Source organism: Paenibacillus sp. FSL H7-0326 (assembly GCF_001955535.1).
Lineage (GTDB): Bacteria > Bacillota > Bacilli > Paenibacillales > Paenibacillaceae > Paenibacillus > Paenibacillus shunpengii.
In genome coordinates, this window is sequence record NZ_MPVN01000002.1 from 907582 (window position 1) to 932621 (window position 25040).

Sequence of the window (25040 nt, forward strand, 5' to 3'; positions counted from 1 at the left end):
TCAGCCTGCTCTCCACTCATCCCGATATTCACTTGGTGTCATCCCTTCATATTTCTTGAAGATACGATTAAAGTAGCTGTGTTTATAGCCGACACCCTCAGCAATCTCATGAATCTTCAAATTTGTCGTCCGCAGCAGCTCCTTAGCCCGAACAACGCGATAATCGGTTAAATAATCGACAAAATTGACGCCGGTGACCTGCTTGAACAGACGGCTTAAGGTGTAGGGTGTGGTTCCCACTTTACGGGCACAGCTGTCCAGTGATATATCGTGCATATAATGCAGATGAACATATCGGATCGTCTCTTCAACCATTCGTTTCATTTGTATATTCGTCCGTTTCTTGAGGTGCTCCATATACGGATGAATGACGCACGCCTTCAACCACTGCGAGAGCATGCGCGGCTCCCGAATTATGGACAGCTGCTCATACATGTTCTTTCCTTTGAACAATTGGTGAGGCTGTATTCCTGTCTGCAGGATGACATACTGCATGCTGCCATACAGCTGAAGAACACATTGTTGAACCCAGTATTCCTTCTCATGTCCTGCCGATACTTCTCCCAGAAACTCATCAACCAAGAGCTCCATCTTCTCTTGTTCACCCATACGCATCGCCTCCGTCATTTCACGGTCCAGTGCAAATGGATAATTGGTGTTCTTCCCTGATTCGGCATGTTCATCCCACTGAACATACTCCTGGTTCATATCAATAATCTGATTCTCATCTCTGAACAGCCGTAAAGTAGCGGCCTGATTCACCTCAATGAATAGATTCGGAAGTGATCGCACAAGCGTTGTCGGTTGACTGATTGTCACTGTAACCGCAAGTCTAAGTGTTCCACTCACAGCAGCTGTCAGCGCTTCGGCAAAGCTCTGCAGTCCATTCTGTTGGACCTCCTCTAGAGGTTGAATTACAAGCACACCGATCATCAGATTATGAAAACTTAGAACACTATACTGAGGCAAGTGATCTCTAGCTGTATCTTCAATAATGTTTGCTGCAGCAAAGGCAGCCAGCCCTTCTTCGCCGATATCAAATCGAGAATGGATGCCTGACTGACCGGTCAGCTGCACGATAATGAATGTGAATTTGCGGTCAGACACATTCCATCCATAATGCTTCATCCGCTCCCGAATATCCTTTTCAGAATAGGCTTGCAGATGCCCTTGTACGAGCTGAAGCAAAAAGCTCTCCTTGATTCGGGGCAGCTCCTCCTCAAGTCGAAGCTGAAGCGCTTTGCTCTCTAGCGAAATTTCCTGCCATTCCTGCTCGAACAGCTTGAATTCATCAATAGCATAACCAGGGCTCTCCAGCTGCCTGTTACCTCTAAGCAGCGTGACAAATTGCTCGACAGGAGAGTATATATGGCGTGAAGCAATCCAGGAAAGAAACAGAGCTGCAAGCAGCATCAGCAGACTGATTGTAAAAATAATGGTGGAAATGAGCTCTACCGAAGATGTAATGACTGACATTGGTGCTGCGGCAACATATGTCCACTGCTCACCGAGACGATCAAACGTATTATAGGACACCGAATAGGTGACACCTCTCCATTCCTTTATACTGCTCCCACTTGGCTGTCCCGTCTTTAAAATATCCTCCCGCAGACTGCGCTCGAATACCTCTGCCTCAACTCCATCATTGCTGGACACCATCGGCTTCATATTTTCATCCAGCAGAAACACGCTGCCCTCATTATAAGGAGTCAGTGCCATCAGCTGATCGAGCAGCTTCTCCGGTACAAGTGTCACCATGAGCACGCCAAATGAACCTCCGTCTGCTCCAATTATTTTGTGGGACAGCATAATGACCGGCTCCTTCTTGGCAGGCCCCTCCTGAGATGCCCCCCGAAGTACGGTAGGCTGTGTGCTCCACATAAATCGCTCAGGTCGGGTTAATAAGTTCTCATATTCATGCTGCAGTTTAGGCTCATGCAGGTATGTAAGCTGAGGATTAAACAAATAGGGCTCTTTCTCATGCTGGATATATAATTGAACTTGCGAAATTAAAGGATGTGATCCATGGATGATATGAAGCACCTGACTAATATTCCGCATCTCATTGCTGTTTGCGGGAAGAGAAAAATCCATGTTCTTCAAATCTTCACCGAAGCTTGATTCCAAAGACCAGCTAGCTATGCTCTGCTCCAAATATCCCAGCAGATCATCCATGCCGGCAGCCCGCTCCTCCATTTGCTTACGGTGCAGCTCTGTCATATCGTCCTTGATGGCCCCTGCCGCAAACCAGTAAATACCGAGACTCGCGAGAAGACCGGGAATACTTGCGGCAAACAGAATGACAAGCAGCGTTTTACGATAATACTTTCCTTTAGAGCTCGGATATTTCCTCATTCCCCTCCCCCTTAATATGGAAATTAAAGCGAATACATTATTAATTTACATAGATATGCAGTAAAAGGCAACACATTCGCATGTCCAATGAAGCCCTGCTTGGAAGCATCTTTTGAGCACAAGATGATTAAAAAACCTTAACCTATAAGGTCAAGGCCAATATGTAACCCCTCATTTTCCAGCAAGGATATTTCCGGTAGTAAAGCTAAACTTCAATATAGGTAGTCAACGTTACTGGACCTAGGATTCCAGAAGGTAATGACACCCGATCATAACGATTCGCGAGTGTATTCGTTACCTCTACCTGCAGCACATTTTTGCCTGTTAATAAATGATCCGATAGTGAACAGCGGTACGGAGACCACAGCTTCGTCTCTATAAGCTGCCCGTTCAGGAACACCTTGGCCATCTCGTGGACTTCCCCTAGATCCAGAATAACATCTGCATAGGAAGCCGATGGCTTCCATTCAAGCTCTCTAGTATACGTCACCGTACCTGAGAAATGTGCTCTTCCTTCCCATTCGGTCCATGAGATCAGCGAGATTGCTCCTTCTGCTCCATCGACTTGCCAGCCCTCGTTCAAGTCCTGGGCAACTGCCTCAAGCTTGGTGCTGACAGGGTCTATATTTGAAGAGGCATCTGGGTCCAGCGCGAGTACCAGGCACTGCCTGCGTTCGATGGTTAGGGCGATATCCATTCCGCCATCCCTCACTTCAGCCTGTGCAGGAGTAATGGTACCGCTCCAGGCATCCCATAATTCAGGTTTACCCTCACCGTTAACGAATAAAGTACCCTTGATTGTAGTTTCGCCTTCGTTCACAAGCACATACAGATGAATATTGTCCTTTATGACATGACTGATTCTGAGTCCAGGACTTACAGGTTTGAATTCAGCTCGATAGGGGAGCAATTGATCCACCCGATCTGCAGCTGCTTTGATGGTATGAAGAATCTCCCAGCCCGGTTCGGCATAGCTTACAGGCGATGCAGTTCCTCGATTGTGCTCCACAACGATTCCTCCATGACGGACAAATTCCTTAAGCTTCTCCCTTGTGTTCGGTTCAAACTGCTCTACATCCTCCAGCAGAACAATGCGGTACCGCTGATTTGCTATAGTTATCATTCCGTCCTTAAGAACAGCTTCTTCTTGCAGCAGCTCCTCCTCCAAATAATTAAACTCCATTTGACCTTCATACAGCGGTCTAGCCAGTTCCCAGGACAAGTGATCCGCACGGCACAGAACACACACTTCCGGCTGATTGATGCTCTCTGTCATCATCCAGCTCATGCGTTTGATATACTGCGAGAAGCGGCTATACTCCGGCCACCAGATGTTGTTCGGCCCTACATCAGGAGCCCGTTCATGAAGCCGCTCTCCATCGATCGAGTAATAGAAAGCATGTGGACATATCAGATTCACGCCCCGGACGAAGAGCCAGTCCAAATACCATTTCATATCATCTGCTGTTAGAGCCCAGCTGTTACCCTTGCCGCATACACCAAAGCACTCGTTCAAATTCCTTACCTTGTTCCGGTGCCGCGCCGAATCGGCCGAGCATTTGCCCATCGTGCTGTGCTTGCCGGTAATACCAAGATCACCTTCTGGAGCAAGCCAGCGCCAAACAATATCTTGACCGGGAATGTGAAAATAGCGTAGCAGCCCCATGTCATCACTCGCCGCAGGGTGTCCTGTCAGCGCAATGCCATGTGCCTCACACCAATCATGAAGCGGCTTATAGAAGCTCTGCTCCATTCTGTGTCTTACCGCCTTGCGGTAGCGTCTCCGAACGTCAGCTGTATGGTCACCGCTCTCAAGCCATAGGAGAGCAAGCTCTTCCTCACGATTCCCACTGCGGATGAACTCCTCCAGGAATCCCGCCGTCCAAGGCAGCATACCCTTACGGTGTTTTCTTCCGAGCAAATCCGGCTCATCTGTGAACATGGCGATGATGCTGCTGCCGAAGTGGCGGCCGATCCGCTCATAATACCGCTCATGCGTAAGCTCAATGAATAGCTGCATGGCTGCCGGATTCAGCAGATCGGCTGCACGGGGTGCCCCCGGCTCTCCATCGTCCTGTCCGTAATGAATGCCGCGAATCGTCCCTAAGCTTAACCGGTCGATAAAAGCGGCATATGACCATTCCCCTTCATCCGGCGGAGCGAAGCTCACGGTGCCGCCAAACTCCTCTGCCATTTCAATGATCTGTGTCTTACTGGCTTCAATCCCTTCCAGATCAGTCCCCGTCCGGCGAATCGCCTGCACCGATACAATACGGTCTCCTTCCTCCAGCGGAATGCTCCATTCGGGTGTATTCTTCATTGGCTGTTCTATCATAACAAGCCCGCGGCTTGCGAATTCCGGATTACGACGTACAATCTCACCATTGGCACTGCCTGATGGATACATTCCTTCATCATACAGGATGACACGCATATTCATGCTCGCTGCTTCATCTACCACAGCTTCGACGAGCGTCATGAATTCATCGGATAAATAACCAATCGTATCTGGTATACCCATACGCGGGTGAAGAACAAAGCCTTCGACTCCTTTATCACGAAAATCACGGAGCTGCCGGAGCAGCTCCTCCCGCTCCAGCCTTCCATTCCAGAACCAGAAAGGCATGGCGGTAAATACTCCATCAGGTTGCAGAAATTGCGATCTTAAACCTTGGATCGTTTGCAGTCCCTTTTGACTGTCCAGATTCGTAACCATGGTAATATCTTATCCCCTTCCCCAATTAAAATGGTGAGCATCATCCTTCTTACTCTACGAGACCTGTGCGGTCAACTCCCTCTACAAACCATCTTTGCGCAAAGATATACAGAATGAGCGGAGGCATAATCATCAGGAACGAAGCAGCCATCTTCATCGGCTCATCATAGATGGACGGACCGATCTCCTCGGCTCGCATGTTAATCTCATTCGTTATGCTCGCTACACCGACAGATAGAGGCTGATTCTCCATGCCGTGCAGGAAAATGCTCGGTGTGTAAAAGTCATTCCAGTTCCAAACGAAGGAGAACAGAAATACGACGACAATGGCGGGCCTTGCCAGCGGCAGCATCACTCGGAAGAACACTTTTAAAGGATTGGCTCCATCCATCATTGCTGCCTCTTCCAGCTCCTTCGGCTGTTTGGCGAAGAACTGCCTATAAATAATGACGAACAGCGCCCCCTTGACTCCTTGCCCAAATAACGCCGGCAGCACGAGCGGAACATAAGACTCAAGCAGCCCCAGCTGTGAAGCTGCAATCAGCTTCGGCAGTACAGTCAGCTGCGGCGGTACAATGAAGGTGAGCAGCAAACAGAAGAACCAAAAGTTCTTCAGTGGGATATCTAGCCTGGCAAACGCATAACCTGCAATTGCGCAGGAGATGGTCTGGAATACGGCAATGCCCGTAGAGAGCGATAAACTGATGGTGAGTGCTTTGGGATACTGCAGCATCTCCCATGCATCCTGAAGCATCCCGAAATAAATCACCCGAGGCACCCAGGTCACGGCCGGATCCATCAAATCCACAGCATCCTTAATCATGCTCGTGATCATATAGATAATCGGATTCAAATAGATATAAGCCGTATCAATGAGGATGACATACAGGAAGCACTTGAAAATAAGTCCTTTGTCTGCCTCAAGCCCGATAAGCTTGGTCTTCACAAGGCGGCGGGCGGTCAGCGGCAGGCTCTTCGTTCGGTTCTTGGCAAAGACCGGTTTGGCCATGGTAAACCTCCTTTAGCGGTAAGCATGGGTCCTGCGTGAAATTCTCGAGAACAGGAAGAAAATAATACCCAAAAAAACGAGAATGATGCTGAAATAGATCCAAGCTAGAGCACTCGATAGACCATAATCTGCTGTATTGACCATGTCGATCACAGGATTCGTCGGAAAAGTAAACAAATCGACCACCGTGTAAATGGTATTTAACAGGATGAAGGGGACCATCTCTGGCAGCGTTATTTTCCAGAACGTCTCCCAAGGAGTTGCTCCATCCATCCGGGCTGCCTCGTAGATCGAGTGCGAGATCGTTTGTCTACCCGCAAGAAAGATCAAGATTTGAACTCCGGAATACCACAGCACGAGTACAAAAGATCCCAGCACCGAAATGATCGGTGCAGCCCAGCTGCCCGGAAGCAGCTCCGTCACGAAGGAAGAAATATTGTATCTGGATAAGAATTCGATATCTCCCTCGCCCTGCGCCATGAATTCTTCAATCACCTGCCCGGTCGTAAAGATGACAGGAAGAAAGAAGATTACGCGAAATGCGGTGCGCCCCGCAAATTTCTGATTAAGCATAATCGCGATCAGCAGGGCAAAGATGACAATAACCGGAATCATGAGCAGTGCTTCCCGCAGAAATGGAATCAGCCCTTCGTACAAATATCTGCCGTTCTCGAACAATATCGTCTTGTAATGTGCTAGTCCCCTGTACTCCACCTTGAGTCCGCTTGCTAGAATCTCCAAATGATGAAAACTCATGTACAGAGAATACACAAGCGGAAAAGCCATAAAGATCAAGAAACCGATGACCCAGTTGGATATGAAGATGGAGCCCCACAGCTTTCGATGAGCTCTTGCACTAAGACGCCGTTTCTTGCGTTTCATCTACACTCCATCCCCCTTCAACACCTTGAAATCCAGCCCGGCAACCTCCTCACCGTTATATACAAATGCCGATTCCGTGTAATTGACGATAATCATCGTTCCGTCTTCATAAGTGGTTGCCTTTACACCTTCAGCCAGCTCGCGGTGGTCAACAATAAACTGATGCTGAACACCTGAGAGCGCGTCATTATACCTCCTGTACTCCGAAGCGGCGGAATCCGCCCAGCTTGCATAATGGGAGCTCTTGAGCTGGAGACCGTGAGCTTCACTTAATCTTTCGGCCGGCACTGCTGTGAATAAAAATGAAGGAAGCGCACCGTATTCCATATCCCGCAAAAAATCGTGCTTATATTGCTGCCTGTCATTCTCATATCCTGACGTATAGGTAATCAGTCCATGCAGCGCGATTTGTGCAAAAGGAACGGCCTCCTGGGAGAACAGATCATAGGAATAATCGTCTGGAAGCGCATTGACGTGATCGGCACCGCTCAACATATAGAAATTCGGACTTTCAATCCATACATTCCCCAGTGTGTCCTTCACTTGCTGAAGGAGCTGCTGCTGTATAGAAATGGCTTCCGTACGGGTGGCTCCCACCCTCGTGTTGTAGTCACTGGCTAGTCGACTGCCTGTGACGAGAAGAGACAGCCCATCTGCTCCAAGCTCAGCATAAGAGCCCAGCTCCTTATGAAGAACCTTTTGAATAAAACGGCTGCTGGCCAAATAGACCTCATCACCGCGGATTCGGGCTTCCTGCATTGTCCCTGCCATGTTTCTTACCGCATGATACTGTTCGCGAAATCCGCCGTTGCCGGTATTATTGAACTCATAATTGACTCCCAGCATGACCGGGATACCCAGCGAGTGGGCGTGCTGGATAAAATCCTTCATCCCCTGCTCTCCGCCCAGTGCCTGTTCAACACCCAAATATCCGCCATACTGTGCATAACCGCCTTTCTGCCAGCCCAAGTAAGTGACGGACATCGGACCCATTCCCCGGTTCCGGAGATCGGACAAAATATGTGCGGCCTGTTCCGTTGTCGTCGCCTCAATATAACGGCTGCCGAGCATCCCATCTTCCGAATCGCCGCCAAGAATTGTAAGATGAAGCGGGATATCACCGGATGAGGATTCACTCTGTTTCTGAAGCCCTTTCTCTTCCATCAAGTACTTGCGGTATCGCTCCGCCATACCTACATAATCGGACTTGCCATTGTCCAGGAAATAATATCGCACAGTCCGATCCGCACCGAAACGCTTATCCTTGTTGTACGTCGTAAAGCTCGTTCCTTTACTCCGGTTCGTAATCTGCTCAAACGTGGCTCGATAGGTCTGCTGCGCCGTAATCCAGTTATAGCTGCTCAGCATGCCGGAAGGGGCGGCGAAAATATCGCTGTACTCGGCTCCACCTTCGATGACAGCAAGCAGTCCCTTCCCGCCCGAATGAATCCCGAATACAGGCATCTGGGCTGGATATCGGGAACTGAAGCCAAGCTTGCTCATAAATGAAGGATCTTTGCCGTATACACTTTCCTGATAGCCAAGGTTCGTATTCAGTCTGTGATCATCATAAGCGATCAGGGTGCCCGATCCATCCGGAACGAACAGATAACCTTCCCGATCGGTGGAGTGCTCAGCAGCCATGAATGGGAACAGCCTCAGCCAGATCAAGCTGTACTTGCCTTCCTTCAAGCCTTGATCCACAATCTTGGTCTCCACGTAATCATCCTGTATCCGAATTTGCACAGGCACGCTCAATTCCAGCGCGGGCATATCATAAGTCCACTGAATGCCACCGTCGATCTCCTTGATGTCTTCGATCGTGCCGCCTAAGGTCCTGAAATTACTCTCGCGAGGCTGCGTGTTATACACGGTAAAATCGGTGTACTGGAACATAAGAGGCGAGACCAGATGTGTCTTCCAGATCCCGCCGATCGTCTCATGCTCGAAGTCTTGCGGATCCGGATAAGATCTCCAAATGCTGCCGCTGCGTTTATCCAGAACGATGAAGTGTCCTGTCGACTCATCCAGCTTCAGAATCAGTGACTCGGTTTCGGCTGCTGCTCTAAAGTCAGCCTCTACCGGGAGTGAAGCGTCTTGCTGCTCCGCTCCACCAGATGTCCCTTGCTGAGCTGCCGGGACCATGTGATCTCCTCTGAATTTCACTTCGAGCCTGCTGGCTCCAAAGATGATAACGAAGGCGAAAAGAATGAAGAACACGGCTTTTCTGTATTTGGCTAGCCTCATCTTAACAGCACCTCCTGATAGACCTCGTGGATAAATATGAGCAGCTCGTTCGTAAGACCAATGACAAGAAAGATCAAGACTGCGAGTACGATGAGCGCAAATAGGCTCATTAATATATTCAGTAAGGTTTCCCCTACGGTGTAATTGTGTAAGGACTGTACCATCCAAATGAACAGAAATACGAGCCAGATGTACATTCCGAGCTGAAGATAATCGTAGATTGCACCTTCTGCGTGTGTCATGACATTGGATAAGGCAGCCAGCGGTACACCAATGAGAATAAATGGAGTTAGTGCATAGGCACTGCCGACAAATACATCCTTGAAGCGCCCTTCTCCCCTGTAAATGGAGCTGATCAGATAATTACTTACTACCCAGCCGCACCACAGCCCCAGGAACGGGAGCAGTACCGAGGTTACTGTAATCGAAGACGGCGGAACCGGATTAAACGCAAAGCTCGTCATCTGTTCAGACAATAGGAGCGCACCGCCCGTCAGTACCAGCAGAATACACGCACTTACATACCCGCCTTTATTCTCAAACCTCAAAGCTGTAAACCCGTCGATGGGATGTCTTAGAATGACAAAAGCCTGTTTTATTTGTGAGAACAACACATACCTGTTATCCATTCGGTCTGAGAAGCCTTCGATCATCCGTGGTGTTCTTCCTCTAGCCAGTCGATTGACAAGGAATATGAGAACCGCTGCAACGACGAGCAGGGTAGCAAAGAAGGAGAATCGGGCCTGGAACCACTGCAGCCGGATCTGCCAGAAAGACTCTGAATACCCTGTATCGTTCCCCGCAGCTTTGAACAGCCTCGCGGCCTCCTCGTAGTCCCCCTTCTTGTATGCGACCTGAGCCAGACCTAGTATGGCCGGCAAATATTGTTCATTCAAACGCAGGACTTCCTTCCAGGGCTCTTCACTATCGAGATATCTGCCCTCCTGGGTTAAGCGGTTTGCTTCATGCACCATTGCCCCGAACTCCGACAGACGATAGGCTTGCAGCATGCTTTCCTGACTGTCGAGCACATATATTTCACCTTTGGAATTCATATCAATCGCCACAGGTGTCTTAATTAAACCAAGCTGAGATGAAGCAGCGGATGAAGGTCCGCCGAAGTAAAAGAGCAGATTCCCGTTCGCATCATACTGGCTCAAATAGGTGTAATAGGAATCAACGACTGTAAAATTCCCCTCCGGATCGACTGCGACATCGACAAGCTGAGGTGGGGTCGTAATACCGTCAACATAACGTATGTCATACCAGTTATACTCCCCGAAGCTCTGCTTCACCGTCCCGAATTTATTGTACTGGGCAAGAATATTCTCACCCTGAAAATTCAGCTTCTTAATCTGCTCGGCTTCAACCGCAGCACCGTTCGTTACGGTATAGATGAACCCTCCGTCATCAATCGCAAGATTGTTCACAGCTGGAGGAATTTTGCTGGTTTCATTTTCATACATTTCCCGTGTGTAAAGAGCTCTTTTTAAGGAATCTATGAAAGAAAAGGGGGCTGAATTGGCTCCATAAAATCTTTGAAATTCCCCATCCGGGTGAAGCTGCACCAGTCCGTAATATCCGCCCATCGTGACAATATAAATGTATCCTCGCTTGTCTGCTGCCACCTTGATGGGATCAAATTTCAGCTCCTCCGGTACATTGCCGGATTCAGGACGCTTATATTCCTTCAGCAGCTCGCCTGAAGATGACAATCGAACAACGCGTTTATTGCCCGTATCCGCGATGAGAAGATCCCCCTTGTCATCTACAAATACACCTTGAGGCGCATTCAGCGGATTCTCTGCCAGCTCATAATACCTTTGAAAATTTCCGTCTTTATCAAATTTCACGATCCGATTGTTACCCGTATCTGCCACATAAATTTCATCAGACGCACTGATATAGACATCCGAAGGCTTCTGCATCGGTGAAGCCACGTATTGTCCCGGATGGTCTGGATCGGGTGCCGCGAGATCCTTGCCTATCATTTTGAAAGGGGTGTATGCCGGCTGGGTATCCATCTGATGTCCATAGCTGTCTTTTGTAAAAGTTCCATAGGTTACGTCGGCCCATGCTGTATGCGGAAGCTGCATCGCAGCCATAATCAGTGCCACAGTAACGACAGACAGCCATACACGTAGTCCACAGTTAAACTTCATACCGATCCTCCTTTCCTTCGCTACTTGATGCCGGAGTGCGACATCGTGGCAATCACCTTGCGCTGGAAAAATAGAAACATAATCAGTGTAGGCAAGAACATGATGAGTGCAGCTGCTGCCGCTGCCGTCTGTCTGGCAACCGAGTTGGCAAGGTTCTGGGTAAGCGTCGACAGAAAGAACGGAAATGTCTTCATCGCATCGTCCTGCATGAACAGCGTTGATGTAGATACATCACTCCAGATGGACTGGAAGGAGAGGATGGCAACGGTGGCACAGGCTGGAAGTGTAATCGGAATAATGATCCTTGCGAAGATTGTGAACTCCCTTGCGCCGTCCATTTTACCTGCTTCAATCAGTTCATTCGGAACCTGATCCATAAACTGCTTCATCAGAAAAACACCTACGGTGCTCGCAATATGAGGCAGAATGTGTGCCCAATATGTATTCATAATACCGAGATTTGCGACAACCACATATCTGGGAATATTAATGGCCTCCTGCACAAACATCAGGGACACAACGATAATGGAGAACAACAGCTTGTGGCCCGGAAATTTGTGCTTTGAGAGCGGATAAGCGCAGAGAGCGCTTACAATAACGACGCTGCCTGTTCCGATGACACCCACAACGATGCTGTTAAACAAATATCGTGAAGCAGGAATGACGGCATCCCGGGTCATCACGAACAGCTCGGTAAAGTTACTCAAGGTCGGCTGCCGGACAAAAATATTCGGAGGGAAAATAAACAGCTCCGAGTACGGCTTAAGCGCATGGTTTATGATGTAAATGATCGGTACCAGCATCAACACAGCGAATATACCGAGCAGAAGCGTCAAGATCAGCTGCGTCCTGTCCATACGCCGAAGCCAGGATTTGCGGTTCATGACAGGCCGTTTAGCTGAATTCTGAGATCCATCCTTTGCGGCATGGTCCATATTCATTCCCCCTTCGTACCAAACAATCTCCAGCTGAGCCTGTTGAATATATAGATTGTAATGAGCAGAACAACGGACAGGGCTGCTGCATAGCCCATCTCAAACCGGACCAGCCCATAATCATCAATGTGATTGACGAGGGTATGCCCTGCATATTCAGGCGTCGGCTTGGTCTGGGACAGCTGTTCACCAATAGCCCCTGCCTTGAACGCAGATACAATGGCCATGACGGAAGCAAACAGCATTTGCGGCCGCATGTAAGGAATCGTAATATACCAGATTTCCTGCAATCTGCTCTTGATTCCGTCAAGCCGCCCGGCCTCATAGAGCGTCTCATCAACGTTCAGAATACCGGCCAGCATCGCGAGGAAGCCTACGCCCATACTGGACCACAAGGTGACGATAATCATGGAATTCATCAGGTAGGCCGGATCAAGCACCCATAGCTGCGGTTCATCAATGATGCCAAGCTTAAGTAAGAAGCTGTTCAAGTAGCCGATGCGATCTCCAGACAGCAGCGGCTGCCATATGATCTGCATCACCACGCCTCCGGTTAACGAGGGAGCATAGATCGCCAGCACGAACCACAGCCGAATCTTGTCTGGAATCTGAGCGATCAGCCAGGCGAGAATAAAGGATAGAATCAAGCCGCCTGGTCCGACCAGCACCGCAAATTTGATCGTGTTCGGAATTGCGTGCTTCAGAAATAAGGTATCCTGTGAAAAAATATATTCGTAGTTATCCCAGCCGATAAACTTCGGGAATTGGATGGTGTTGAAATCTGTGAAGCTAAGCCCAAACGCAGCCAGCACAGGCAGCAGAATAAAGAGTATAAAGGCAATGACAAAGGGAGAAATGAATAGGTAAGAAAGCCGATATTTCCATATCTCTCTGAAAAGCCCTGCAATACGCTTGCGGCTGGTTTTTTGCTGTTTCGCTGGCGGTGTTACTGACTTAGAGAGCTCTGCCTCATGGGTTGACATACCTATCCACTCCCTTCCAAGGCTCTGTCACCTGCGGTGGATCGTAAGTATCGACAATGCTGCCTTGCTCATCGATATAATCAAATTCCCGTGCTTTACGCCAAATCTCACGATCCATGCCGAGAATGCCCTCTTCAAGCGCATCGCGGTAATTTTGTCCGCTCAGCACGGTTCGGTTCCAAGCATTCATGACTTCACGCGGGATAAAATAGGAGCCTGGTATGTTAGCCATATCCTTGTACCAGCGCCACTGCTCCAGCATGACCGCAAGCTCCTCCTCGTTCCAAGGCAGTCCTGTAAAGGCTTCAAGATTCGCTGTATTCCAGCGAAACGCTACTCCGTAGAATCCTTCCAGATCATTCCCGAATCGCTGCTGCGTCTCACTCGACAGCCACCACTGTAGAAACTGCCAGGCTTCCTTTTTAAGATCGCTGTTTGAGAAGATCGCTGCCGCGGTCTGATTACCACCTGTCCAGCGCTCTACTTCACCATGCTCACTCTCTGTTCCCGGCAGCGGCGCCATTCCCCACCAGCCATCCAGCTCCGGTGCTGCTACACGCATCTGCAAATAAAAGTTGAAATCGGCGATCCCGATCGGCATATCTCCATCACGGAAATGCTGGTAGAAGCTTGGGACTTGCTGCTCAATCCCGTACACGGTAAACAGGTCGGTCATGAGCTTGAAGCCGGTAAATGCCTCCGGTGAATCAAGTGCTGTCTTCATTCCATCTGCCGTATAAAACTCAGCACCATACTGATATAGGAAGGTCATATAATCGTTATACGGAATGTGAAAGTTATATCCATTTTGCTGCAAGGTTGGCAGCATCTCGATCACTTCTTCCCATGTATCGGGTACGCCGAGCCCCAGCTTCTGTAGAATATCCTTGCGATAATAGAGCACCTGAAACCGCTGGGTTTCGGGGAGTGCATAATAGCCGTCAGCAAAATAGTAGGGCAGTGTGGAGCCCGGTGAGTACTGCTCGAATAAGTCATCAAACCCCGGATAATCCGACAAGTCCTCTACTGCCCCGCGAATGGCCAATTCAATCGGCCTTCCTTCCGTCATCCCCAGCGCAATATCCGGAGATTTACCGGCCGCATTCGCCATCACCAGTAGATTTTCATCTGGAAGAAGATCCACTTGAACTTCAATCCCGGTCTCCGGAGTAAAATATTGATCCGCCATCTCCTGTATCAGATTGACATAGTCACGACCATAGTTGACCCATATATTCAGCACCTCTTCCTCACTGGACGACAGCCTGTTGTCTGAACTAAAGGAATGAAAGAATGAAGAGACATTTCTTAACGTCTTCTCTCCCCAATTCGCTTCCATTCTCGGAAACGCTGTGCCTGCCGGCGCAATATATAACTTGTCGAGTGCCATGGGTGCAGCCGTAAGGCTCGATGTGATGGAGGCAACCCGGGAAGATATGAGGCTGAGATCCTCCAGCTTGTAAGGTAGGTCATTTGGATAACGAAGAATATCCTCTATATCGGTTATGGCTGTAGCCAAGGATTGTAAATTTGCATCGGCTTCGCCATTCACTTCAAGCAGCATGGTCTCCATACGTTCCAGGCGCTGTTTAATCTCCTCTGTCCTTGTAATGAGCTCCGGAAAATTCTCTTTGATCCTCCACGTTCGAGCTGTATCTTCTACTCCTCCGGTAATCGTGTTGATATTTTCCGATAAGTCCCTAATCCGTGCGAGTACTTGTTCCTGCTCATTAAGCACCGGGCTGTAAGGAGCATAGGTAGCAGCCAGAGTGAGGGTATGCTCCCCTTTTTCAAGGTATATTTCGTAAGGCTCTTCCACTGATTGACCAATCACGAGCCCCTGCCAGCTTGTAGAATAAGAGATCGGGTACGCCAGCAGTTCTTCGAAGGGCACCTTCCCGTCAATCATGATCTTGCGATACACCTTTTTGCTCGATTGGTAGCCTTGATAGGCTCTGATCCCGAGGTTATACCGTCCACTGTCCGGTACCGTGAAGCTCCAGGTTATTGCGCCGCCGCCATTCTGCCAGCGTGTTCCGCCAATCGCATTAAAAATCAGCTTATTGTCGGCATCCGGTGACATAAGCGGGTCCTGATCTGTCATCACTTGAATGGCTACATCATTTTTGGCCTGCATATGCTCGGCCTCGATGACGATGACCTCGCTTCCGCTCGCATGCCCGTTGTTCTCCGGCAGGGTCGTCTGGAACTCCTCATAAGAAGGTATGGTTGTCGGCGGGACAAGCTCAATCTGATCGATAACGATAGGCGCAAAGGATTGAAGACGCAGCGTGTGTTTGCCTTCGGTCAGCTTCCACTTCAGCGGCAAAGAACTGGTACCCTCCGCATCCTGAAATGACTGTCTCATCCACTGATTCTGTTCAATCGGTCTTGGTCTGATATGATTTCCCTTCTCATCCGTCTTGAAAGGGAGCACATCCCTGAACATTCTTGCAAACTCGATCGCCCTTGCCTCATTGAACATATATTCACCGTCAAAGGATACAGCCATCGTTGTCGGCCGGTAGCTCTGATAAACAGCGTCCTCATCAATCAAGGCGTGATAAGACAGCACCATTTCATACATTCCTTCGGCAGGAACTTCAATCTCATACTCGATCCATTCTGTCCGGTTATTGTTCCAGATCAGCACCTCCTCCTTGCCAGCGTAAGAGCCTGTAGTTACACTAGCCCCTTCGGATTGGCCTGAGAGACGTGTGCCGGGTACAAGAATGGACTCACGAGCAGGCCGAGCTCCTTCTTCCTCCCATGTACGAGCAACGTCCACATAATAGGGTTCGAATGCGCTTTCAATTGTGGAATTGACAGGAGGATCTCCCTCTTCCTCCGAACCTTGCAAGGCATCCGCAGCAGAGGCAGGCCGAGTGACAGAAGAGCTTGCGTACGGAAAGGTGCCCGCAAACAGCATGACTCCAAGCAGAAGAATAAGGAAAATATAGCGGATATGCTTCATATTGCACCTCTCTTTTCCTGTATATCAGCTGAACCTTTCGCCCGTCGTTTTATCGAAAAATAATGCCTTGTTCATATCCATCGCCAGCCGTATCTCTGTCAGCTCTTCCACATGCTCTCTCGGGTTCACCCTGGCAATCAGATCCTTGTCAGTTCCAATATCGACATATAAGTAGCGATCGGCACCCATGAGTTCACTGAACTGATGTGTACCTTGAAAAACAGCATTTGGAAAGGTCTCGAACATGATGGGTTCTATGCTTATATTCTCCGGCCTGATCCCGAGGATCACGTACTTATTGACCCGATTACGCTTCCTCAAGGGAACAGCAGCGCTCTCGGGAATCACGAGACGATGCCTTCGCGTCTGAAATTCGAGCTGATTGTCCGCTTCTACAATTTTTCCTTCTATAAAATTCATCTGTGGCGAACCGATAAATCCTGCAACGAACATATTCTGCGGATCATTGTATATCAGCTCCGGTGAATCCACCTGCTGGATAATGCCGTCCTTCAGTACAATAATTCGGCTGCCCATCGTCATCGCTTCTGTCTGATCATGGGTTACATATATAGTTGTCACTCCGAGCTGTTTATGAAGCTTGATAATTTCTGTCCGCATATGAACTCTGAGCTTGGCATCCAGATTGGACAACGGCTCATCCATGAGGAACACCTGCGGATTGCGCACGATTGACCGGCCAAGGGCTACACGCTGGCGCTGCCCGCCGGACAGCTCCTTCGGCTTGCGGTCAAGATACGATTCTATCTCGAGAATTCTCGCTGCCCTCTTCACTGCCAAATCAATATCATGCTTTGGCATTTTGCGAAGCCTCAGTCCAAACGCGATATTCTCATATACAGACATATTGGGATACAGTGCATAGTTCTGGAACACCATGGAGATGTCTCTGTCTTTTGGCGGCAGCTGATTCACCATTTCGTCATCGATCCAGATCTCGCCCTCCGAGATTTCCTCCAGCCCGGCAAGCATCCGAAGCGTCGTTGATTTGCCGCATCCCGATGGTCCAACAAACACGATGAATTCTCTGTCCGCTACTTCCAGATGAAAATCCTGTACGACGGGCTGCTGATCTTTGCCATATCTTTTGTACACATGGTTAAACAGGATTCGTGCCATCACCCTTCTCCTCTCGTTTCATCCTCCATTTTCACTATGGGCTCCAGGCGGGCTTTCCTGCAATTCCATTATTTTGTATCTGTGAATAAACACTCTAATTTCGCTATTCGGTGTAGTTCGGATTGTTTCTGCTAGCCGATCAACCATTTGTATACATGACTAACCGATACCGTATTTCTAGGTTCTCCATAAAAAAAGAATGCGCTGAATTCACGCATCCTTTTGCTTGGAGATTCGCTATTCCCGCTTTTCCTCACGAACTGGCTTCACATGGGAAGGAATGTGGTCTTCGAGCACAGGGATATAGGCAGTATCGAAGCTTCCACTGTATCCGAATAACGGACCCCAGGTATCATTTGTAACCTTCACATCAATCCGATATTTATCCATTGAATCATCGTACCACTCCCTCACATCGGCTGTTCCAGAGAACAGCATGGGAAAGCGGAATCCGATGATCCCTTCATAAAAACGCTGCTCACCCGAGCGCAGTATTAAGCCTCCTTCCGCATCGACAGTCAGGTCAATGTCCACTGCCAGATGCTGATGCGTACCTAAGTAATCCACAACCCTGTTCCGCTGACAGCTGTAAATCATGGTGGCATCGAATCTGCGGCGTTGATTACCAAAATCGTAGGTTCGAATCCAAGTCACGGTTTCTCGTCCAAATTGATCCTGATAAGCATAATTCTCGATCGTAAACGGCACATTCGTCCCCTTCTGAGGAAACATAATATTCCGCCAGGTGCCGATATAAAGAAAAGGAAGAGTGTACATTCGCCCGTACCATACGGAATCCATAACTCCTGTCCCGATTGAAGCGATTCCGCTTGAGCTGTTAAACCCAAACCGCTTCTGAATTCGGGGATGGAGCTTCTCAAAATCAGTTCCTAATGCTGTCCGATAGATGGAATCCATCGCTTGTTCTCCTCTCTCATGGCTGCTTGCGGATACAGTGCTTTGCGGATGGAAGATGTGTGAGTGTCATACAGCCGATCCAGGCCAGCAAACAAACCGCCATATTTAAAGTGGCTGGATTAAACGGTGCAAGGAAGACGGATATATCTGAGATCGCTGCACCAATAGCGAGAAGCAGCATGGCTGCAATGTTGAATATATAAAGTGCCTTTTGCCTGTGAAGTAAGAGGCATAAGATCCCAGCAGCAATTTCAAGCATCCCCACCACCTGCAGCAAGAGCACCGCATTCGCCTCCGAACCGATGACCCCCTTCAATAGGGCAAGCTCCTGAGCATCCTGTGTGAGCAGCTTCGGGACCAATCCATGATAAATCCAGGTAAACATCAGACCAAAGGTAACGATCGCATGAATAAGCAGCTGCCGATAAGATACTTTCGGAGGGATTCCTTTTTCAAGCCAAATCTTAAGAACATCAAAGCTGAGTGCTGTCGCCCAGCCCATCAGTGGCCTGAATATCATACGATCAAACCATTTTCCCAGGAAATAAAATCGTGTCTTGTAATCGTACCGAGTTAAAAACCGGACCCCCTGATCCTCTTGTATATACCGCCAATATCCTCCGCCGGACTGTATAAGCGAGATTGCCTGATCCGAGGAAAATAGCAGGGCCGACATACGTTCTTGGTCTTGATACTTCCCTGGCGTGGTTACACCTTCCCCTTCTATTCGAAGCCCGAATCCGATATTTGTGACGTAGCGAAAACGCTGCTTCTCCTCTTCATCCTCTTTCGGAATGTACTCAATCTTGGAAAATCGCAGGTCCCATTCCTCATGCTTTGCCGGGTCTTGTGTGGCTCTCCAAATCGACTCCATCTCTGTATGAATGAACGTTTCAACATAAATCGGCTTACTCGCGGACACTCTCATCCCCCCCTCCTTAACGAACCAAATTTTATATGAGAAAATAATCACAATCTAATTTATATTATAGACGCTGCAGCACAGTGAAAAGTTTCCTTTTATACAAAAAAAAGAGTTTCTCCGCAACAGGCCTCACCTGAAGCAAGAGAAACTCTTTTACATACAGCTAGTTAAATTATTTCAGATTTCTGCAGCAGCCGCTCTACAATCGCTGCAACTTCAGCTCTCGTCATGTTGGCTTTTGGTGCAAGCTTCGTCTCACTTCTGCCATTAATAACGCCTGCTTGTACACTCTTCGCAATGCTCATACTTGCCCATTTTGACGCGTCTGGTGCATCCACGAAAGCATCAAGCTGAGAAGTATCCGCTGGCAGTGTAGAATTCAGCTCCGTCAGCTCCATTGCCTTCGCTATGATGACCATCGCCTGCTCACGAGTAATATGTTCATTCGGACGGAAGGTGCCGTCTCCAAAACCTTGTATAAGTCCAAATTCCGCTGCTGTTATTACAGCACTGTTATACCAGTCTGACATAGCTACATCCGTAAAGGAAGATGGTTGATTATCACGCCCTAGTCCTAATCCGCGAACAACAATTGCCGCAAATTCTGCTCGGGTGATGTTCTGATCAGGATTGAACAGGGAGCTTCCTACTCCATCCACTACCATTCTTGATCCCATATTATTTACAGCAGCTTGTGCCCAGTGACCTTCTACATCACTGAATTCAATAGGATTCCAAATGACAGAATAGGAATGACCACTCGTCAAACTATTAATCAGCGCATAATACTTACTGTTAATCTGCGTGACTTTGGTTGGTACGTGACGTACCGAGCCATCTGCATCAACGATGACGCCCGTCGTGATCTTGCTTACGTCTACTCCATCCGGAATAGCGATCATCCGAGTAACAAATTGATTAAATTCAGATATTTCAATGGTCTGATTACCATAAGTGGCACTTACGGAAAAATCAACAGCAGGTGTAATCAAAGTGAATCTGCCGTTTACCGCTGCATTCTCGATCACCTTAAGCATTTCACGATTGGTCGCTGCGACCTTCACTTCAATTCGAATATCCTGAAGTGCTGCGGCTCCAAACTCCTTCGAAATTTCATCAACTCGGATTGTATCTGCAGGCAGAATATATGCTGCATTTGCTGTCTTGATTTCGAGCTTGGTCTCCATCTTCTCCAGATTTTTGACCGTTTGCCCGGTTAGTTCACCGATCAGTACATCGGATTCCTTATGAGCGGTAATGGATAAGACTGAACTTGAATCTTCACCTGCAAGCTTATCCTTTAGTTTCTGATCATCTAAAGCTACTTTGGTTGCGCTTTGACCATTTTGCTCGCTCGTTGATACCGTTCCAATATCCTCTGCCTTGCCGTTCACCAGGATCTCGGCTTCTTTTTGTGGTGCTGGTGCCGGTACTGGAGCTGGAGCCAGAGCTGGGATGTTTGTTTCGTCTTCGCTTGGCGGTGCAGCTGGTACTAACGGTGTCACTGGCTCCGATTCAAGCGAGTGCTCACTGCTTCCTTTGTCATTAATAGCTGTCACCGTAAAGGTGTAGCTCGTCCCGTTATCCAAGCCTGTCACTGTAATTGGGCTAGTTGTTCCATACACCTTATGGTTTCCTGGCATGACGGTAACCTCATAACCCGTAATCGGGCTGCCTCCATCATCCACAGGAGGAGTAAAGGTAATGATCGCCTGACGATTGCCTGATGTGGCCGTTATATTGGTCGGTACTCCAGGAACCGTCATCGGTGTTGCAGTAACCGGTAAGGATGGAGCACTATCACTGCCCGTATTCGTTGCCTTCAGTACAAAATAATAGGCTTTACCATTCGTTAATCCTGTAATGGTATGACTGTAGACTGAATCTGTTACGGTAGCTACTTCGTTATCGATCGCATCCGGCGATTCACTCATGAACACTTTATATCCCGTTGCCTCGTCTACTCCGTTCCAAGTCAAGGTCACTTCGCCATTGCCAGCTGCAGGCTCAAGCAAGGTTGGTGCTCCTGGAGCAGGCGGTATTGGTGTAACACTTGCAGATGACATCGAAGATAAGGAGTCTCCGGCACGGTTGGTCGCTACCACGGTGAAGGTGTAGGCTGTTCCGTTGTCCAAGCCCGTTACTTTAATCGGACTGCCCGTACCACTCGCCGTAATACCTCCTGGCTGTGCAGTTACCGTGTAATTCGTAATCGGGCTTCCTCCATTGTCCGCAGGCGCTGTAAAGCTAACCGTCGCTTCACCATCACCTGGAATGGCCGTTACATTCTCAGGTGTACCTGGCTTGTCCGCTACATTGACTGTCGCTGTATCTGTATGCCAGCCGTTCACTGTCGTTACCGTAATGACGGCTGTTCCCGGACCAACCGGGGTCACAACTCCGTCAGAATCCACTGTAGCAACACTGTGGTTATCCGATGTCCACATGATATCTTTATTTGAAGCGTTCTCCGGAGATACAGAAGCCACGAGCGTCTCTGCGTCCCCTCCTACTATAAAGTCAAGACTGTCCTTGTTTAGTACGACATTCGTAACTGTAATCGTATTGTTTATAATAACGTTCAGATCATAACTTCTTTGAACCGTTCCGTCATTAACAGCAATCGTTAGCGTTGTTCTTCCATATTGGTCAGGCAATGGCGTTATGATCATCGTTCTTTCTTCTCCAGTGCCCTCAATAACCACATTCTCATTAGGAACGATGGAAGAATTAGACGATGAGACTGTGACTGTAAGTGAATCACCGTCTACATCCGTTACCTTAAACGCTCTTCTTACAGAGCGATTCATATCTGTCGTTACTGCACCAACAAAACCCTCGGCTTGCTTGTGTGTTGCGTTCACTATTGTTCCATCTTTTCCTGGAGGCGTACTGATGGCATGAGGACTTCCTTGATCCAGCTTGTAATGAGCAACTAAACCCGGCTCCCATCCGGTCAATTTAGCATTCATGCCGCTAATGATTTCTTCCCTGCTCTTGGCCTTGCTCCAGAAGCTTACATCTTTCATTCCGCCGTAATAATAACCATCTTGACCCCAACCACTTTTGCCTAGCCAGTGATTATGGCGAAGTCTGCCTCCGATCGAGCTTAAATCTGCAGCTCCGGAAGCCTTAAGTTCACCGTCCCAATAGATATACGCTTTCTTCTCGTACTGACTGTATACCAGTGCAACATGAACCCATTGATTTTGCGGAAAAATCGCTGTCGTAGTCATATTGTTTACTGCCCCGATAGCAGGCCCATTCGAACCGTTATAAGCAGAGAAGTTCATCTTTCCATTGTCAAAACCTACAAATATATTGTCACTTCCAGGACCATTGGAGGATTCGAAAAATCTCATCCAAGTATTAAACTGATCCACCTTAAGATATCCTTCGACTGTGAAGGAATCGGCGTAAATCGAATTGATGCTGGATGGAAGCACAACGTACTTTCCGTTACCATTTAGATTAAGATATTCTCCTCCATCTGCCTCCGTGAGATAAGGCTCATCGTTTACCGGAGTGACACTAATGGATGTCGAACCCTGCTCCGCACTGAATGCAGAAGTACCAGAGGTATCGATATTTTTATCAAATGAATTGTAACCTTGCGTTGTATCCCACAGCTTATAGTCAATACTCGCTTTACCATGCCAATTGGGATTTGGCTTAAAACGAATTTGATCCGAGCTCGACAGCAGAATATAAGCCATTCCACCATCTACTTTCTCAATATTGTACCAATAACCCGTAACTGTATTGTAATACTCCCATGTTCCATTAGAGCTGTCCGTACCCATTACAGCAATTCCGGTAGTTTCAGAATTATAGACCTTTCCAGACAAAAGAGATGCGATGAAAAAAGTCTGACTATTAGTATCCTCCACAATCGGGTGAAGCACCGTCTCTCTATCATCCGTACTCCAACCCATGCCTGCTACTTGGGCCAAGGCACTCCCACTGTAACCAGTCCCCGATACCGCAATACCAACTGATAGTGTCGTACTTACGGCGATTTTCACAAATTTTCGGTTCATTTATTTCTTCCCCTCTATTACTAATTACTCAATTCGACATAATTCTCCTAAATTATACATTTATGCAATAAACAAAAAATAAACAAGTAAAAAGGACCTAGGATAATAGACTTATCGCTTAAGGTCCTTATTTGCATCAATACACAATGGAGTTGATTAGATTTTTAATAGAGGCTAACGGTTCGGTTCCTAGTTCTGTTCGATATAAATCTTCTAGATTCTGATAAAAACGGAGCGCTTCCTTCTCCCTCCCCAGCTCTAAGTAGACTTTTATTAATTCTCCGCCAATATCCTCGCGAAAAGCGTCTATTTTGATAATTTCCTCATAAAAGTATAGAGAACGCTCGCTTTGGTCTGTTTGTCTATAGTATTTGGCGGCGTATTCAAGCATTTTTATATAGTCCTGCTCAAGCTCTAACCCCCAGCTGCTCGCCCATTCGTATGTTTTTCCTTTTAGAAATGTTCCGGTATACAGCTTCATGGCTGACTCTACTTGCTCAATTTCAAAAATGCGATTATTGCTTTGCTGTTTCATTAAACGATCAAACTCATATATGTCACAGGACAAATACCTTTCATCAATACGAATCTCATTTCTCGTTGCTTGGATAACGGATGCTCCCTTGTAGCAGCCATTAATAGCTTGACGAATGTAGTACAAGGTGGAATTCAGATTTTTCCACGCTTTTTCAGGCTCAAAATTTTTCCACAAGGTATCTATAATTTCTTCTCGGCTGACTGTTCTTTTGTGCAGCAAAAAAGCAAACAATTCTTCCGTCTTGGGGCTTCTCATCTTAACCCATTCTTTTTGATGACTACTTTGATATATTTTAAAACCGTCAAACATTTCAACCTTCAAGAATAGCTCTAAGGACTCTGCAGGCAAGGTCTTTTCTCGAACCTTAGTTGAAACGGTTTTCCGGATTTTGTTTAAAGTCATCTCTACCCGCTGTGCCGTGACTGGCTTTAACAAATAATCAAGCGCATTGATTTCGAAGGCTTGCACGGCATAATCATCGTATCCGGTTACGAAAACGACCTCTATAGATTCATGGTGATGCTTCAGATACTTAGATAGCTCCATTCCATTTAATTCAGGCATGGATATATCCAAGAATACGATGTCCACATGATTTGCTTCTATATATTGAAGGGCATCCTTAGAATTTAAATAAGTACGTGAAATCTCTATTTCCTCATGATCCGTCAGCAGCCTTTTTAATCGATTAATAGAGAGCTCTTCATCGTCCACAATAACAGCTTGCAGCATTAGTTAATAACTCCTTCTCATGTAATCCGGATGGGCCGGAATATGGAACATAATTTGTGTCCCGACTCCCTCCACGCTGTTAACCTCAAAGTCGATACCGTAGATCAATTTGATTCGCTGACCTATATTCCACAGGCCTACACCTTTTGACTCCGTCTGAGGAGACAGAATCTCCTGGAGCTTCTTCTCACTCATCCCACAGCCATTGTCGGATACGGAAATGAACATCATATGATCCTCCTGCTTCCTCACCATCACATTCACAATTCCTCCACTCGAGCTCGACATCAGCCCATGTCTGATTGCATTCTCGACTAATGGCTGCAGGATGAGGGGTGGAATTTGAATAAATGGATCCGCGTCAATGTCATACTCTACTTGAATTCGATTGCCAAACCTTGCTCTTTCAATATGGACATAAGCTTCAACCAATGCTAATTCTTTCTCAAGCGTAGTGAACGAATCCAGCTGTTTAAAATCAAAG

At 47.8% G+C, this 25040-nt stretch carries 15 protein-coding genes; all 15 read right to left on the bottom strand.

The window, feature by feature from the left end; translation table 11 throughout:
* The gene (locus tag BK126_RS15100; protein ID WP_076313356.1) at positions 1–2355 is read right to left on the bottom strand and encodes an AraC family transcriptional regulator; all 2355 of its coding nucleotides are present in this window, start codon (positions 2353–2355) and stop codon (positions 1–3) included.
* Between the two features lie 205 nt (positions 2356–2560).
* The gene (locus BK126_RS15105) at positions 2561–5071 is read right to left on the bottom strand and encodes a glycosylhydrolase-like jelly roll fold domain-containing protein (RefSeq protein WP_076313357.1); all 2511 of its coding nucleotides are present in this window, start codon (positions 5069–5071) and stop codon (positions 2561–2563) included.
* Positions 5072–5120: 49 nt separating this feature from the next.
* Positions 5121–6080 carry a carbohydrate ABC transporter permease gene (locus BK126_RS15110; protein WP_076313358.1) on the bottom strand — a complete coding sequence of 320 codons (960 nt, stop codon included), beginning with the start codon at positions 6078–6080 and terminating at the stop codon, positions 5121–5123.
* 12 nt (positions 6081–6092) lie between these two features.
* Complete coding sequence (locus BK126_RS15115; RefSeq protein WP_076313359.1) at positions 6093–6962, bottom strand: carbohydrate ABC transporter permease; 870 nt, start codon at positions 6960–6962, stop codon at positions 6093–6095.
* The gene (locus BK126_RS15120; protein ID WP_076313360.1) at positions 6963–9209 is read right to left on the bottom strand and encodes a DUF5696 domain-containing protein; all 2247 of its coding nucleotides are present in this window, start codon (positions 9207–9209) and stop codon (positions 6963–6965) included.
* Positions 9206–11371 carry a YIP1 family protein gene (locus BK126_RS15125; RefSeq protein WP_076313361.1) on the bottom strand — a complete coding sequence of 722 codons (2166 nt, stop codon included), beginning with the start codon at positions 11369–11371 and terminating at the stop codon, positions 9206–9208. The genes BK126_RS15120 and BK126_RS15125 overlap by 4 nt, the downstream gene beginning before the upstream one ends.
* A 20-nt stretch (positions 11372–11391) precedes the next feature.
* A complete protein-coding gene (locus BK126_RS15130; protein WP_076313362.1) occupies positions 11392–12306 on the bottom strand; it encodes a carbohydrate ABC transporter permease in 915 nt (304 codons plus the stop codon).
* 2 nt (positions 12307–12308) lie between these two features.
* The gene (locus tag BK126_RS15135) at positions 12309–13289 is read right to left on the bottom strand and encodes a carbohydrate ABC transporter permease (RefSeq protein WP_076313363.1); all 981 of its coding nucleotides are present in this window, start codon (positions 13287–13289) and stop codon (positions 12309–12311) included.
* A complete protein-coding gene (locus BK126_RS15140; protein ID WP_076313364.1) occupies positions 13276–16263 on the bottom strand; it encodes an extracellular solute-binding protein in 2988 nt (995 codons plus the stop codon). The genes BK126_RS15135 and BK126_RS15140 overlap by 14 nt, the downstream gene beginning before the upstream one ends.
* A 24-nt stretch (positions 16264–16287) precedes the next feature.
* The gene (locus BK126_RS15145) at positions 16288–17403 is read right to left on the bottom strand and encodes an ABC transporter ATP-binding protein (protein WP_076313365.1); all 1116 of its coding nucleotides are present in this window, start codon (positions 17401–17403) and stop codon (positions 16288–16290) included.
* 237 nt (positions 17404–17640) lie between these two features.
* Positions 17641–18321, bottom strand: a complete 681-nt coding sequence (locus BK126_RS15150) for a DUF4166 domain-containing protein (RefSeq protein ID WP_076313366.1) — start codon at positions 18319–18321, stop codon at positions 17641–17643.
* Positions 18322–18337: 16 nt separating this feature from the next.
* Positions 18338–19249, bottom strand: coding sequence for a DoxX-like family protein (locus tag BK126_RS15155; RefSeq protein WP_076313367.1), 912 nt, complete (start codon positions 19247–19249; stop codon positions 18338–18340).
* 164 nt (positions 19250–19413) lie between these two features.
* Positions 19414–23286, bottom strand: a complete 3873-nt coding sequence (locus BK126_RS15160) for an S-layer homology domain-containing protein (protein WP_076313368.1) — start codon at positions 23284–23286, stop codon at positions 19414–19416.
* Between the two features lie 136 nt (positions 23287–23422).
* A complete protein-coding gene (locus tag BK126_RS15165) occupies positions 23423–24556 on the bottom strand; it encodes a response regulator (RefSeq protein ID WP_083655897.1) in 1134 nt (377 codons plus the stop codon).
* A 3-nt stretch (positions 24557–24559) separates the two neighbouring features.
* Entirely contained in the window at positions 24560–24988 is a 429-nt protein-coding gene (locus tag BK126_RS15170) for a sensor histidine kinase (RefSeq protein ID WP_076313369.1), read from the bottom strand.
* Positions 24989–25040 lie beyond the last annotated feature (52 nt).

Coding starts and splice junctions, on each gene's coding strand:
- BK126_RS15100 (WP_076313356.1), bottom strand. CDS start 2,355: ATGAGGAAATATCCGAGCTCTAAAGGAAAGTATTATCGTAAAACGCTG.
- BK126_RS15105 (WP_076313357.1), bottom strand. CDS start 5,071: ATGGTTACGAATCTGGACAGTCAAAAGGGACTGCAAACGATCCAAGGT.
- BK126_RS15110 (WP_076313358.1), bottom strand. CDS start 6,080: ATGGCCAAACCGGTCTTTGCCAAGAACCGAACGAAGAGCCTGCCGCTG.
- BK126_RS15115 (WP_076313359.1), bottom strand. CDS start 6,962: ATGAAACGCAAGAAACGGCGTCTTAGTGCAAGAGCTCATCGAAAGCTG.
- BK126_RS15120 (WP_076313360.1), bottom strand. CDS start 9,209: ATGAGGCTAGCCAAATACAGAAAAGCCGTGTTCTTCATTCTTTTCGCC.
- BK126_RS15125 (WP_076313361.1), bottom strand. CDS start 11,371: ATGAAGTTTAACTGTGGACTACGTGTATGGCTGTCTGTCGTTACTGTG.
- BK126_RS15130 (WP_076313362.1), bottom strand. CDS start 12,306: ATGGACCATGCCGCAAAGGATGGATCTCAGAATTCAGCTAAACGGCCT.
- BK126_RS15135 (WP_076313363.1), bottom strand. CDS start 13,289: ATGTCAACCCATGAGGCAGAGCTCTCTAAGTCAGTAACACCGCCAGCG.
- BK126_RS15140 (WP_076313364.1), bottom strand. CDS start 16,263: ATGAAGCATATCCGCTATATTTTCCTTATTCTTCTGCTTGGAGTCATG.
- BK126_RS15145 (WP_076313365.1), bottom strand. CDS start 17,403: ATGGCACGAATCCTGTTTAACCATGTGTACAAAAGATATGGCAAAGAT.
- BK126_RS15150 (WP_076313366.1), bottom strand. CDS start 18,321: ATGGATTCCATCTATCGGACAGCATTAGGAACTGATTTTGAGAAGCTC.
- BK126_RS15155 (WP_076313367.1), bottom strand. CDS start 19,249: ATGAGAGTGTCCGCGAGTAAGCCGATTTATGTTGAAACGTTCATTCAT.
- BK126_RS15160 (WP_076313368.1), bottom strand. CDS start 23,286: ATGAACCGAAAATTTGTGAAAATCGCCGTAAGTACGACACTATCAGTT.
- BK126_RS15165 (WP_083655897.1), bottom strand. CDS start 24,556: ATGCTGCAAGCTGTTATTGTGGACGATGAAGAGCTCTCTATTAATCGA.